The organism is Actinomyces procaprae (assembly GCF_004798665.1).
In the GTDB taxonomy this organism is placed as follows: Bacteria; Actinomycetota; Actinomycetes; order Actinomycetales; family Actinomycetaceae; genus Actinomyces; species Actinomyces procaprae.
The window spans coordinates 3,351,831-3,364,940 of the sequence record NZ_CP039292.1 but is presented as its reverse complement, the minus strand read 5'-3'; the positions used below and the strand labels follow the sequence as shown (position 1 = coordinate 3,364,940).

Sequence of the window (13,110 nt, the reverse complement as noted above, 5' to 3'; positions counted from 1 at the left end):
TTTGCAGGGGCGGCGTGCTGGTCGGCGTGCTGGCGTGCTGGTCGGGGCGTTGGGGTGTCTGCTGCGCCGGTTGGTCGTTAACAACGCTACTTAACGTTCTGCTGTATACCTCTGGGGCCTTCAGCAGACGGTTAACTGGCGTTGTTAACCCCGAAGTGGCGTTGCAGACGATGAAGTGGCGTAGCAGATGGCCCCGCTTCCAGGCGCAGGGCTGGCGGCAGGCTCATTGGGTCGGCCCGAGGACGGCCCCGTCGGCCTGGACGCGGCCGTATCAGCCCGGCACCGACCTCATCGCCCCCACGACAATCGCACCCGAGCTCCCTCACCCCCGCACCCTCAAACCGGGGGAGCCCCTTAACCCGGGGCGCGTGGGGCGCGCGCCGGGCTGCGATGAGTGGATCCATAGACTGCGAACCATGAACGACACGGTTGGGCCCGGGGTTGAGATCGGCCTGCTCGGACACCGCGAGGGTGCAGTTGCTGCTGCGGCCACGGAGCCAGATGACGCCGCCTACGGTGCCCTGGTCGGCGAGGCGGCGATCCGGGGTCTGCACCTGCTGCCCCCGGCCGACTGCGCGGGTCTGACTATTGAGGAGGGCTTCTGGGGCAGGCCGTCCGGCGCAGCCGACGACTTCGTCGATGACGGTGCCGTCGGCTGGTTCCAGGTCGGGGTGTCGCGGGAGCTGACACCCGCCACCATCTCCCTGGTGTGCGAATGCGCCTACGCCGCCTGCCGGGACGTCGGACCATTCACGTTCCAGGGGCTGGCGTTGAGATTCCCCGCGGAGCGGGTCGTCTACGATCATTCCCTCGTCACCAGCATTGCGGAGCGGCTGCCGGTGCACGGCCCGGCCGCCATGCGTCCGGTGACGATCACCGTGGCGGGGCGGGAAGACGCTCACGCCGTAACCGGGCTTGGAGGCACGTTCTCCACCATGGATGACCTGCTGGCCCTGGTTGCCGATGCCGCGGGCTGGGAGTTGCGCCACGAGAAGATGGGTTCACCGGACGTATCCGCGGGAAGGGCATGTATGGGCATGCGGGTGCCCTACTGGTCACACACCATGGCCGCCTTCCTGTGCGCACTGGTGCTGGCGGCCGACGACGCCGGAGTGCTCACCGGCGTGCGCGTGCGGCTTGGAGGCGGCCCGACGGCGTGAGCGGTCCGGCGGCTCGGGTGCGTTCCACGACCTTGGTGCTATGGCACGACCTTGGGGTACGTTCCACGACCACCCGAGGGTCGTGGAACGTACCCCAAGGTCGTGTTTTGCGTGTTGCCGGTCCGGCGGTTTCAGGCGGGTGAGGCCCCGGTGCGCAGCAGCCCCTCGGCGAGGGACGGGGTGATGGGCAGGCGACCGATCAGCATTGCCTGAAGTGCATGGTAAATGTCTGGTTTGCCCGACCACGCGGCCGAGATCGGCCGATCCTGGGAGTCGAGTTCCCCACGCCACTGGCCGGGATCCTCGATCAGGTGCTCACGGGCCCAGGCGGCATAGGTGTCGATATCGTGCTCGTAGGAGTTGTCTCCGGTGATCTGCCGGAGCGTCTCCGCCGCGCTGATACCCTCGCACAGCACCCAGGACATGCGCTCGCGGACCACCGGATAACCGTCGAAGTCCACCGTGTACACGAAGCCCTGCTCGCCGTCGGCTCCCCACCCCTCCTGCAATGCCTTGCGGTACATGCCGGTTGGAAGGCTGTCCAGCAACGGGTCGTAGCCGATCCCGACGGCGGTGCAGGCGACGCGCACCTGGACCATCAGTCGCGCCCACTCCAGCCAGTGCCCCACCTTCGACCCGTAGGGGCGGACGGCGTCGGTGGGACGGTCTCGGTTGTAGTCGAGGACGGCGTTCCAGGAGTCATCGAAGTGCTCGGGCAGGCGGAAGGCGTGGGTCACCACCTCGTGGGCGATGCGGCCGGTGATGCGTGCAGCGCGTCGGAGATGGAGGGGGTCATGGGTGGCCGAGTAGGCCGCCAGCAGCGCCTCGACCGTGTGCATATTCGCGTTGGCCCCCCGGTAGTCGTCCACGGCGAGGGTCTCACGGTTCCGGGAATCCACCACCATCCCGGCCGCCTCGTCCCACCACAGCCGGTCGAAGGCGAGCAGGGCGGCGTCGAGCAGCTCCTGCGCCCGTGGCACCTCAGCCATGCGGGCGGAGGCGGCGGCCAGGATGACGAAGCTGTGGTCGTAGGCGCGCAGCGGGCCCGGCTGGGGCGTGCCGTCGAGGTTGACGGTACAGAGCCAGGCCGCGGTGTCGTCATCGCGCAACGGTCCGTCCAGCAGGCACGCGACGCCGTGCGCGGACAGGACGGTGCAGTCCGGATCACCCATGAGATGCCCCAGGGCGAAGCAGTGGGTCATGCGACCGGTGATCCACAGCTGCACGCCGCGCTCGGCAGCGATACTGCCGACGTCGTCGAGCCAGCCGAATCCGTGCTCGGTGCGGGAGCGCTTGCCGAAGGCGAGCAGGCTCCAGGTCTGCGCATCGAAGAGTTGGCGGGTCATGAGCGTGGTCATCGAGTCCTCCTCGACCCAGGGCGGGCTCGGCCAAGCGTGGCACGGATGACGGGTCGGTTTCAATAGGGTGTATCAGGAGTGAGCACCCGAACCGAATGGGCCTTCAGCGCGGTGGCGAGCTCGGCGCTTGGCCGCTTTGCTGATGGTGCGCCACTGCTTGGGGTGCAGCGGGTGATCGGTGGGCAGGGTCTTCCAGGTCTTCCAACTGCTCGGCTTGGCCGGGCCGGCGAGCAGTAGGCCCGCGGCGCGCAGAGGCTGCGTCAGCCCCTCCATGACGTCAATGGCGAAGTACTCGGGGCGGCTCCAGTAGGTTCCGGAATGGAGGGAGAAGTGCCAGCAGATGAGCTCGCTGGCTGCCGTGCGGCCGCCGAGCGGCCGAGCCAGCACCGCCAGACGCAGGCGTCCGTGCTGGCGGCGTACCCAGGGGAGGGCGAGCACGAACGGAAAGACCTCCGTAAGGTAGTCGGCCAAGAAAGCGGTGGCCTCGCTGCCCTCGCGCAGGACCACGCCGGTCCACGGCCCCCGCTCGGCCAGCACCGAGTCCAGGTCCCAGGTCTCCAGCGAGAAGCCCTGTGGTCTTAACAGGTCGATGACGAGCCGCACCGCGTCTCGGGGCGGCGCCGCCACCTCGAAGCGGCGCATGGGCTGCGCCTCAATCCATCCCATGACCGCCTGGCCTTTACGCCAACACTCTGACCGACGTCGCCGCCCTGATCGGCGCTACTCGCCCTTGAACTTCATGCCGGCGGTGAAGCCCATGGGATTGAGCTCGAAGGCGCTGGCCGTGGCCTCGTCCAGTGCGGCGAAGTCCGCGTCGTCCTCAAGGGCCGGCTCATCGTCGTCGAAGATGGCCTCCATCTCCTGGGTGTCGCCCAGTGACAAGTAGGACTGCTCATCCCAGTGCTGCGGCAGGACGGTGTTGACGTAGTCCGCCACCGCCTCCTCGGTGGCGACGTCGTGCTGCCGCTGCTCGGACATGTACCAGCGGTGCTCCAGCACCTCGTGGAAGATCTCCGCCGGCTCCAGCTTGCGGCGCAGCTCCATTGGGACGGCGGAAATGGTGGGCTCGAACACCTCCGCCAGCCAGGCGTGCGCCACCTGCTCGACCGGCTCGTCCTTGCGCCCGGTGACGGTACGGAAGGTCTGCAGGTCGTTGAGCATGCGCTGCCCCTGCCGCTCCTGCACGTCCAGGCCGGTCAGCCGCATGATCTGGCGGTGATAGTGGCCGGCGTCGACCACCTTCGGCTGGATGATCATGCGGGTGCCCGAACCGTCCGCCTCCGTCTTCATGGTCAGCTCGCCGACGTCGAATCCCAGCTCATTCAGCTTCTCAATGCGGGAGCGCACGCGCCACCGCTCGCCCAGGTCGAAGGTCTCCTCCGCGGTCAGCACCTCCCACAGCTCGGTGTAGCGGCTGACGATCCGGTCGCCCACCTCGATGGTGTCCACGCTCGGTTCCAGCAGGGCGCCCGCCTGGAGGTCCATGAGCTCACCGATGATGTTCGTGCGGGCGATGTCGATGTCATACAGGCGCTTGCCCTCGGTCAGTCCGTCGGGGTACAGCTCGCCGGTCTCGGCGTCCACCAGGTAGGCGGCGAAGGCGCCCGCATCCCGCCGGAACAGCGTGTTGGACAGGGACACATCCCCCCAGTAGAAGCCCAGCAGGTGCAGCCGCACCAGCAGCACCGCGAGGGCATCTATGAGCCGGGTCGCGGTCTCGGGCCGCATGTACTGGCTGAACAGCGCCCGGTAGGGCAGCGAGTAGGACAGGTGCTCGGTGACCAGGACCGAGTTGAGGGCGGAGCCGTCCAGGCCGGTGCGGCCGGTGATCACCGCCGTCGGCGTCACGCAGGGTGCCCCCTGCCGCAGCAGGTTGCGCAGCAGTTCGTACTCGCGGTGGGCAACGGACTCGCCGATCTCCTTGACGGCGATCACCCGCTCCGACAGGTTCACGAAGCGAACGATGTGGCGCGACAGTCCCCGCGGGAGGGCGGCGAGCACTTCCGCCGGCCACTCCTCCAACGGGACCTCCCACGGGAGATCGAGCAGCGCCGGGTCGATCGTGGCCGCGGTGATCTGCATGGACTGGGGCATGTGCGCATTCTCTCAGGTCCGCCGCGGATCGGTCCTCGACGGCGCCGGGTCGTTGCAGGCGAGACGGCTCGCCTTGTGGTCATCGGATCGGGGCGAACGATACATGCGGTTCGTGCGCCCGCCGTCGGCCTACGGCCGGGCCCCGCCCCTCACACGAGGAACGGGGCCCAACCTGATGGCCTTTGCGTGGCTCGGGCCGTTGGCGCGCCTGCGGTCGAAGTGGGCCGACTCAGGCGGGCAGGCGCTTGCCGGTGGATGCGGAGAAGATGTGCTCCTCGCCCGGCTTGATGCGCACGTACACCGTCTCGCCGGGCTCCGGCGCGGTGCGCGGAGGAACGCGGACGATGATCTGGCTGGAGTCCTCACCGGAGCCGAGCTTGTCCTCGGAGCCCTCGGCTCCGACGAGCTCGCCGTAGATGTAGGCGTCGCTGCCCAGCTCCTCCACGAAGGACAGCCGCACCGGGATGGAGTGGTCGTCCTCGGCGGAGACCACCTCGAGGGACTCGGGGCGGAAACCGATGACGATCTTGTTGTTGTCCTCCGGGACCATGGCGTCGAGCGTGGCCCGGGACAGCTGGACGCGCGCGGCACCGATGGAGGCGATGTCGCCGTCGACCGTGAAGCGGCCCAGGTTCATGGCGGGGGAGCCGATGAAGCCGGCCACGAAGTCGTTGGCGGGCTTGTCATACATCTCACGCGGGGTGCCGACCTGCTGGAGGATGCCGTCCTTGAGGACCGCGATGCGGTCACCCATGGTCAGGGCCTCCGTCTGGTCGTGGGTGACGTAGACGGTCGTGACGCCCAGCGAGCGCTGCAGGGACGCGATCTGCGTACGCGTCTGCACGCGCAGCTTGGCGTCCAGGTTGGACAGTGGCTCGTCCATCAGGAAGACCTTCGGCTTGCGCACGATGGCGCGGCCCATGGCCACACGCTGACGCTGACCACCGGACAGTGCCTTCGGCTTGCGGTCCAGGTACTCGGTCAGGCCGAGGATCTTGGCGGCCTCCTTGACGCGCCGGTCGATCTCATCCTTGGGAGTACCGGCGATCTTGAGCGCGAAGCCCATGTTGTCGTGCACCGACATGTGCGGGTACAGGGCGTAGTTCTGGAAGACCATGGCGATGTCACGGTCCTTGGGCTGGACGTCGGTCACGTCGCGGTCGCCGATGAGGATGCGGCCGGAGTTGACGTCCTCGAGGCCTGCGAGCATGCGCAGGGAGGTTGACTTTCCGCAGCCCGAGGGGCCGACGAGGACCAGGAACTCGCCGTCGGCGATCTCAAGGTTCAGGCTGTCCACCGACGGGGTGTCGTTCCCCGGGTAGATACGGGTGGCGTGATCAAAAGTGACGGTTGCCATAAAGGTATCCCTTCACCGGCAGGTACGTGCCGGACGATCCGTGGTGAAAGGTGCCGATGCGTGTCCGCATTGACACGTGCCGGGGCGGTTCGCCCCAGGCAGGACTAACTGTGTCATACGACGGCGCGGTGCAGGTAGTCCGACGAAGCTAGGAAAACCCTGAAAGGGGTGTGAATCACCTCACGTCCCCGGTGGTTGGGGTGCCTGCCGGTACTGTGGCGCCATGACGCAGATCCCCGACGGTGCCACGCCCGCATCTCTGGCCGGACTGCGCGCGGGCGCGGACGTCGGCGGCTACCGGCTCCTGCGTCGCCTGGGTGCGGGCGGCATGGGCGTGGTCTGGGAGGCCGTCGACGGCGACGGGCGGCACGTGGCCATGAAGATCCTCCACCCGCAGATCGCGGCCGATCCGATGGCTCGTCGTCGTCTGGACCGCGAGGCCTCCGTGCTGGCCCGGGTGAAGGACTCGCGGGTCGCCCGCATCCTCGACATCGAGACCGGCGACGGCGCGGACGGCTCCGGCGTCACCTTCGTCATCACCGAGCTGGTGGACGGCCCCACCCTCCAGAGCGAGGTCGACCACGAGGGCGTCTACCGCCTGGACACCGACATCCGCGACCTGTCCGACCTTGCGCACGGCCTGGTCGATGCGCTCGACGCCGTGCATGCGGCCGGTGTCATTCACCGCGACCTCAAGCCCTCCAACGTGATGCTAGGGGCGCAGGGGCCGGTCCTGATCGACTTCGGCATCGCCCAGGTGGCCGACGACGTCCGCCTGACCCAGACCGGCCAGGTCACCGGAACGCCCGGCTTCATTCCGCCCGAGATGCTCGACGGCGGCGAACCCGCCCCCGAAGTCGACTGGTACGCGCTGGCGGGCGTGATCCTGTTCGCCATCACCGGCCGTTCGCCCTTCGGCTCCGGCCCCTGGCAGGCGGTGTTCCGCCGCGTGTACGCCGGCACCCCGGAGCTCGGCGACCTGGAGGAGGCTCAGCCCGCGCTGGCGCGAGCCTTCACGGCGGCCCTCGCGCCCGAGGCGGCTGACCGCCTGCCCGTCCCGGACCTGCTGCGCGTCCTGGATGAGATCGCCGACGGCGGCACCGGTGAGGTCGCCCTGGCCGAGGTGCTCGGGGAGGAGGACTCCGCCGCGCAGGCCGAAGACGGGGAGGGTGCGGCCGCCGCTGAGGCGAACACCAGCACCGGCACCTACGGGTCTGTCTATGACTCCGGGCACTATGACTCCGGACGTGACGCCGGACACGGCTCCGGGCGCGTGTCCGGATACGGCTCGCCGCCCGGCGCCTACGGCTTCCTGTCCGCGCCCGCTTCGCCGCCCCTCACGCCTGCGTCCGTCCCGGTGCCGGGCCACTCGGGACAGGCGGTGCCGGCCTCTCCGCCGTCGTTCGTGCCGGGCAGTGGCGCGGTGCCCGTCCGGCCCGTCGCGGAGCCCGCCCGGCGGCCCCGGAGCCCGCGCGGCCCGCCCCGGAACCCTCCCGGACGCCGTCGGCGTACCCGCAGACCCAGTCCGGCGCCCCGGCTGCGGCGGTGCGGGCGGGGGTGCCCGAGTGGGCCTTGGAGCCCCGGCGCCATCGCGCGGTCATCGCCGTCTTCTGCCTGATGCTGATGGCGCTGTCGCTGCCGGTTCCCGGATGGGTGCTGCTCGTGTTCTCCGTGCTGGTGGTGATCGCGGGGACTGTCGGGCGGGCCGATGACGCCCGCCGCTGGCGCCGCCTGAGCAACGGCTACGCCTCCAGCGCCGACAACTCGCGCATGTGGGCGTCGGTGCCCTGGTACCTGGTGCGCTCCCTGGCGGCGAGCGCGGCCGCCTGCGCGGTGGGGGCGCTGGTCGCCCTCGTCGTGTTCTACTTCACGGGGAGAGCGCTCGGGTTCGGCGACTCGGGCGAGCCGACCGTCCTGACCTCCTGGAGCAACTACCACCGGGTGGGGGTGTGCCTGGTGCCCTCCGTCGCCACCTACATGCTGGTCACCTGGTTCGTCCCCTGGGGCTCGCCGACACGCCGCGGTGGCGCACGGATGGCCGGTTCGGCCCTGCGCAGCCCCTCGAACCGGCTGATCGGCGTTGCCGTGTTCGCGGCCGTCACTGTGGGTGTCGTGGTGCTGTTCATCCTCGGTGCGCTTCCGCTGGCGCGCATGGCCCCCTTCAGCATCTCCTAGCCGCTCAGCCGGCCGCCACGTCGTCGCGGCCGTATGCCGGGCGGTCGCGTCACCCGCCCGACGGCGTGAGGCAGGCCGCATCCGGTGGCCGTGCCTTTGGTCGCGTTCCCAGGCAGAATGCATACGGTGTCAGCTGCATGCAATGCATGCGGTAGGCGCGTTCAGGACATATCAGGGACTGTGGTACGCGCAGTATTCGCAGTGGCGCCGATTTCGACTTGAGGAGTTGCTTGTGGCTTCGAACCAGCCCCGTCCGACCAAGGCCGAGCGTCGGGAGGCGGCGCGCGCCAAGGCGCAGGCGATGCGCGAGGAGCAGGAGCGCCGGGAGCGGCGCGCCCGGATCACTCGGCGCAGCCTCCTGGGCATCGGCGGCCTGGCCGTGGCCGGGACTGTGGCCGCGGTGGTCATCACCGAGCGCAATAAGGGTGCTGTGGGGGGGAAGATTGTTACGGAACTGGCCAGCGGTGAGGGATTCCCGGCCACCATCCGTGCCGACGGCTCGCTCGTCTTCGGTCCTGACCTCCAGCCCGGCACCAGCACGGACGGCGCCCAGAACCTGCACATCTACTTCGACTACGCCTGCCATCACTGCGCCAATTTCGAGCAGCTCCACAAGACGGAGTTCGAGACGCTGCTGGAAGACGGCAAGATCAACCTGGTGCTGCACCCCTCGAGGTTCCTCGGAAGCAGTTGGAGTGACATGGTGTGCAACGCCATGGGTGTCGTCCTCGATCAGGAGCCGACCTCAGCGTTCGCCTTCCACCAGGCGGTCATGGCTCGCTTCGCCGAGCTCTACGCCATCGGAGACTACTCATCCATCACCGCCGAGTCGGTCACGCAGGCCGCGACGGAGGCGGGAGTCAGTGACGCCGTCGTCGAGCAGATCGGCTCCGCCATCACGGCGAACACCTATGGCGCCTGGCTCGATCTGTGCGACACGACCTTCGCGGAGATCCCGATCACCGGTACGCCGACGGTCGCCCTGGGCACCGAGAAGCTTGAACTGGCCGACATCGCCACGGAGACCGGTATCACCGACCGTCTCTGAGGCGGGAGCGGCCGCGCGGGAGCGGCCGCCTCTGGGCGTTCCGGGCGGGAACGGGTAAGCTCGCCCCCGCATGCCGCGTTAGCTCAGTTGGTAGAGCAGCTGTCTTGTAAACAGCAGGCCGTCGGTTCGAGTCCGACACGCGGCTCCACACTTTCCCGCATGATCGTGCGGGCGGCCGGTCCGACGCCGGCGCCGGGCAGGGGCGGATGATAGCCACTGTGCTAGCCATCTCGTCTGTGGCCTGACCGTGACCTAGCGGAGGGTGTCCCGGTACGCCTCCACCACCCACCTGGGCACGTCCAGCTCGACGGCGAGCGCACCCACGTGCGGACCGACCAGCACCTCCGCCCGCCGGTACTCCCCGGCCGTGATGAGCCTGCACGCCACCAGCCGGTCGATCCGTGTCTCCACCGGCCGGGACTGGTGGCCGTCGTCCCCACGGCGTGCGTGCTCCAGCTCGTGCATGAGCGTCGGCACGGCCAGCCGGTCGGACATGCCGGCGCGCAGGTAGACGGTGCGGGTCGGCTGGTGGTAGCAGCCTCTCCACCGGCCGAGGGGCAGCCACCGGACGGTGACGCCGCGCTCGTCGGCGCTGGCGAGCACGGCTTCTAGTGGGGGTCTCACGGCCCAGCACACTAAGCCGCCCCTCTGACACATATTGCGAGAGCCCGCTTGTAGACGCGCGTCTACAAGCGGGCTCTCGGCGTATCCAGGGGCGCGGACTACGGCGTCCACATGCCCTCCTCGTCCTCCTGCTCGGCACCGGGGATGTCCTGGGCGGCCAGCTCCTCAGCCGGGGGCAGCCCCTCGGGCCAGCCGGGACGCAGCTGCACCACATCGCCGTCGACGGCGGCCTCCTGCTCGTCGATCTGCACGACGTCGGCCCACTCGGGATCGGTGGCCGCGATTGCCTCCGCCCGACCGATTATCTCGGCGGCGTTGTAGCCGATCGCGCCCGCTATGGCGGCTATCTCCCCCACGGTTGCGGGCGGCGTGTCCAGACGCAGGATCTTCGACACCCGATTCTGGGACAGACCTGTCTTAGCGCCGATGTCCGAGTGCTTGACACCGGCGTGGCGTACAGCGTCCGCGAGGAGTGATTGGACCAGACGGTCGAGCGGGCGGAGTTGCTTCGCAAAGGCCATGCCCCAATCATCTCGCGCCCGTCACCGAAACGCAACCCAATAGGGTTGCGGCAGAACCCTATTGGGTTCTAACGTGCTCACATGAGCCGAAACCCAACAAGGTTCTGGAGCTTCGACCAAGAGGTCTCCGGCGTCGTCCGTGCAGAACTCAGCCGAGCCCGCATCAGTCAGGCCGAGATGGCCCGCCGCCTCCACATGCACCCGAACGTGTTCGGGCGGAAGTGCCGTGGGCAGGTGGCGTTCACCGCCTCCGAACTGGCCGATGTGGCGACCGAGCTAGGCGCGACCGCCGCCGCGCTGATCGACGAAGCCGAAGCCCGGTACCGCGCCACCCACGCCGCCGACCAGGCGGCCTGACCCACCCCGAACACAAGAGTGCCCCCGCCGGGAACCAGCCGACGGGGGCGAGAGAAAGGAAATCTCATGTCCCAGCCTACCAGCAGCCCCCGACACCGTGAGGGCTACTCCCTGATCCGCGACATCGCCCTCACCCTCGCCCGCATCACCAGCAAGGAGGCCCACTGATGACCGCCATCCACGTAACCACACAGGCCGAACTCGACGCCGCCCTCCACAACCCCAAGATCACCTACGCCGAGCACGAGATCATCATCTGCAACACCGACGGCGAGTGGATCACCATCGGCAACGACCACGGCAAGGATATTCGGGCGTGGGGCTCCGCAACCGTCGAGGCGTGGGGCTCCGCAACCGTCCGGGCGTCGGACTCCGCAACCGTCCGGGCGTCGGGCTCCGCAACCGTCCGGGCGTCGGACTCCGCAACCGTCCGGGCGTCGGGCTCCGCAACCGTCCGGGCGTCGGACTCCGCAACCGTCCGGGCGTGGGGCTCCGCAACCGTCGAGGCGTGGGGCTCCGCAACCGTCCGGGCGTCGGACTCCGCAACCGTCCGGGCGTCGGGCTCCGCAACCGTCGAGGCGTGGGGCTCCGCAACCGTCCGGGCGTCGGGCTCCGCAACCGTCGAGGCGTCGGACTCCGCAACCGTCGAGGCGTCGGACTCCGCAACCGTCCGGGCGTCGGGCTCCGCAACCGTCGAGGCGTCGGACTCCGCAACCGTCCGGGCGTCGGGACTCTACGTCGTCACCCGCCGCCTCTCCACCAGCGCCACCGTCACCGGCGGCACCATCCTCGACCTGACCACACTCGACCTGACCCGCATCGACGACTGGGCCGCCTACCACGGCGCCCAGACCGACGACGGGATGCTCACCCTCTACAAGGCCATCCCCGCCGACGGGACCACAGGGAAGCGGTACGGGCACCCGGTCGAGTGGCCCACCGGCGGCGGCATCGTCGAGTGCAACGACTGGGTCCCCGAGCCCTACTGCGGCGGCGGGCTCCACCTGTCCCCGACACCCTGGCAGGCACGCCAGTACCTCGACAGCGAGGACCAGCGGGGCGCCCGCTTCCTCGAGTGCCGTGTCCCGGCGGCCGAGGTGATCCCGCTGCACGGCGACAAGGTGAAGGCGCCGTCGGTGGTCGTGGTCCGTGAGGTCGACGCCGACGGCAACCCGGTGGCTGGGGGTGAGGCCCGATGAGCGGGATCATCACCGAAGCCGACGTACCCCGCGGCAACAACACCGAGGTCTTCACCTACAAGTTCGGCGACCACGGCATCCGCGCGCTCCTGGAGGGCGACGAACCGTGGTTCGTCCTTGCGGATCTCTGCAAGGCGCTGGATCTGAGCAACCCGAGCATGGTCGCCAAGCAGGTCGACGTCGATGCCCTAAGCAATGCTGAGGTCATCGACTCGATGGGACGCACGCAGTATCCTGTCGTCGTCTCTGAGGCCGGCATGTACCAGGTGGTCTTCCTGAGCCGTAAGCCTGAGGCCAAGGCATTCCGTCGGTGGGTGACTCGGGAGGTGCTGCCGTCGATCCGGCAGCGGGGCGGCTACCTCACCCCCGCCGCCGTAGAGCGGGCGCTGACCGACCCCGACTTCATCATCGGCCTGGCCACCAGCCTGAAGGAGGAGCGCGCTCGGCGTGCGGCGCTGGAGGTGCAGGTCGAGGAGGACCGGCCGCACACGCGCCTCGGCAAAGCCCTGTCCGCGTCCGGCGGGGAACTGCTGGTGAAGCAGGTCGCCGACGCCATCACGCAGGAAGGGATCCCGGTCAACCAGGCTCAGCTATTCAGGTGGCTGCGCTCCCACGGCTGGCTCTGCAACAACAGGGGCACGTTGTGGAACGCGCCGACGAAGTGGGCGCTCGAGCGCGGGTACGTGCGCGCCACGGCCACGCTCGTCACCACCGGTCACGGCGACATCGAGAAGACCACACCGAAGATCACCGGCCCCGGGCAGCAGGTGCTGATCGACGGCTTCACCACCGGCAGGTTCACGCTCGACGACGGCAAGGGGGCGGCGGCATGAGCGCCAGTGTCACGCCCCAGCCGGTCGCCTACACGGTCCGTGACGCCGCACAGGCTGCGGGCGTCTCCACCGACGTGATCCGCCGCGCCATCCACTCCACCGGCGCAGACGGCGAGATCCCGCCCCTGCCCGCACGCCGCCTCGGCCGGCGCCTCCTGATCCGCCACGAGGACCTGGCCGCCTGGGTCGACGGCCTGCCGGAGGGCTGACCCATGGCCGACCGTCTCATCCGCCGCGTCGGGCTCGCCCTCATCGCCATGGGCGCCATCGCCGCCCTCCTGTCCGCCGCGCACGGCACCTCCAACGTGGCCGCCCTGGTCGCCGTCGCCGCTGGCACCGCATTCATAACCATCTCCTATGACAACCCCGAGGAAGGGAACTGAC

Annotated in this window: 15 protein-coding genes and 1 tRNA gene; 10 read left to right on the top strand and 6 right to left on the bottom strand. The window is 69.2% G+C overall.

Annotation, left to right across the window (positions count from 1 at the left end):
* Positions 1-416 precede the first annotated feature (416 nt).
* On the top strand, positions 417-1,160 hold the full coding sequence (locus E4J16_RS13920) for a hypothetical protein (protein ID WP_136314356.1): 744 nt from the start codon (positions 417-419) through the stop codon (positions 1,158-1,160).
* 131 nt (positions 1,161-1,291) lie between these two features.
* Here the strand turns inward: E4J16_RS13920 and E4J16_RS13915 are convergent, their stop codons facing one another.
* The 4 genes from E4J16_RS13915 to E4J16_RS13900 form a co-directional block, all read right to left on the bottom strand.
* Entirely contained in the window at positions 1,292-2,518 is a 1,227-nt protein-coding gene (locus E4J16_RS13915) for an AGE family epimerase/isomerase (RefSeq protein WP_136314355.1), read from the bottom strand.
* Between the two features lie 72 nt (positions 2,519-2,590).
* Positions 2,591-3,184 (bottom strand): hypothetical protein, encoded by a 594-nt coding sequence (locus E4J16_RS13910; RefSeq protein ID WP_136191890.1) that lies wholly within the window; start codon positions 3,182-3,184, stop codon positions 2,591-2,593.
* Positions 3,185-3,238: 54 nt separating this feature from the next.
* On the bottom strand, positions 3,239-4,612 hold the full coding sequence (locus tag E4J16_RS13905; RefSeq protein ID WP_136191887.1) for a DUF4032 domain-containing protein: 1,374 nt from the start codon (positions 4,610-4,612) through the stop codon (positions 3,239-3,241).
* Positions 4,613-4,841: 229 nt separating this feature from the next.
* A complete protein-coding gene (locus tag E4J16_RS13900; protein ID WP_136191886.1) occupies positions 4,842-5,969 on the bottom strand; it encodes an ABC transporter ATP-binding protein in 1,128 nt (375 codons plus the stop codon).
* A 223-nt stretch (positions 5,970-6,192) separates the two neighbouring features.
* On the opposite strand from E4J16_RS13900, the gene E4J16_RS13895 reads away from it, so the two are divergent.
* From E4J16_RS13895 to E4J16_RS13885, 4 genes are all read left to right on the top strand, one after another.
* Positions 6,193-7,587, top strand: coding sequence for a serine/threonine-protein kinase (locus E4J16_RS13895; RefSeq protein WP_240038173.1), 1,395 nt, complete (start codon positions 6,193-6,195; stop codon positions 7,585-7,587).
* On the top strand, positions 7,587-8,144 hold the full coding sequence (locus tag E4J16_RS15845) for a hypothetical protein (protein WP_240038172.1): 558 nt from the start codon (positions 7,587-7,589) through the stop codon (positions 8,142-8,144). The genes E4J16_RS13895 and E4J16_RS15845 overlap by 1 nt, the downstream gene beginning before the upstream one ends.
* A gap of 232 nt (positions 8,145-8,376) precedes the next feature.
* A complete protein-coding gene (locus tag E4J16_RS13890) occupies positions 8,377-9,192 on the top strand; it encodes a DsbA family protein (RefSeq protein WP_240038171.1) in 816 nt (271 codons plus the stop codon).
* Positions 9,193-9,264: 72 nt separating this feature from the next.
* A tRNA-Thr gene (locus tag E4J16_RS13885) sits at positions 9,265-9,340 on the top strand.
* A 104-nt stretch (positions 9,341-9,444) separates the two neighbouring features.
* Here E4J16_RS13885 and E4J16_RS13880 read toward each other — a convergent pair.
* Together E4J16_RS13880 and E4J16_RS13875 are read right to left on the bottom strand one after the other, a co-directional pair.
* Positions 9,445-9,816, bottom strand: a complete 372-nt coding sequence (locus tag E4J16_RS13880) for an ImmA/IrrE family metallo-endopeptidase (protein WP_136314353.1) — start codon at positions 9,814-9,816, stop codon at positions 9,445-9,447.
* A 98-nt stretch (positions 9,817-9,914) separates the two neighbouring features.
* Positions 9,915-10,337: a hypothetical protein gene (locus tag E4J16_RS13875; protein ID WP_136314352.1), complete on the bottom strand. Its 423-nt coding sequence runs from the start codon at positions 10,335-10,337 to the stop codon at positions 9,915-9,917.
* Between the two features lie 81 nt (positions 10,338-10,418).
* On the opposite strand from E4J16_RS13875, the gene E4J16_RS13870 reads away from it, so the two are divergent.
* The 5 genes from E4J16_RS13870 (at position 10,419) to E4J16_RS15215 (ending at position 13,109) form a co-directional block, all read left to right on the top strand.
* A complete protein-coding gene (locus tag E4J16_RS13870) occupies positions 10,419-10,694 on the top strand; it encodes a helix-turn-helix domain-containing protein (RefSeq protein WP_136314351.1) in 276 nt (91 codons plus the stop codon).
* Positions 10,695-10,861: 167 nt separating this feature from the next.
* The gene (locus E4J16_RS15840; protein WP_240038170.1) at positions 10,862-11,893 is read left to right on the top strand and encodes a DUF2807 domain-containing protein; all 1,032 of its coding nucleotides are present in this window, start codon (positions 10,862-10,864) and stop codon (positions 11,891-11,893) included.
* Positions 11,890-12,726: a BRO family protein gene (locus E4J16_RS13860; protein ID WP_136314350.1), complete on the top strand. Its 837-nt coding sequence runs from the start codon at positions 11,890-11,892 to the stop codon at positions 12,724-12,726. The genes E4J16_RS15840 and E4J16_RS13860 overlap by 4 nt, the downstream gene beginning before the upstream one ends.
* On the top strand, positions 12,723-12,935 hold the full coding sequence (locus tag E4J16_RS13855) for a helix-turn-helix domain-containing protein (protein WP_136314349.1): 213 nt from the start codon (positions 12,723-12,725) through the stop codon (positions 12,933-12,935). The genes E4J16_RS13860 and E4J16_RS13855 overlap by 4 nt, the downstream gene beginning before the upstream one ends.
* A gap of 3 nt (positions 12,936-12,938) precedes the next feature.
* Positions 12,939-13,109 carry a hypothetical protein gene (locus E4J16_RS15215; RefSeq protein WP_168709521.1) on the top strand — a complete coding sequence of 57 codons (171 nt, stop codon included), beginning with the start codon at positions 12,939-12,941 and terminating at the stop codon, positions 13,107-13,109.
* Position 13,110: the final 1 nt, after the last annotated feature.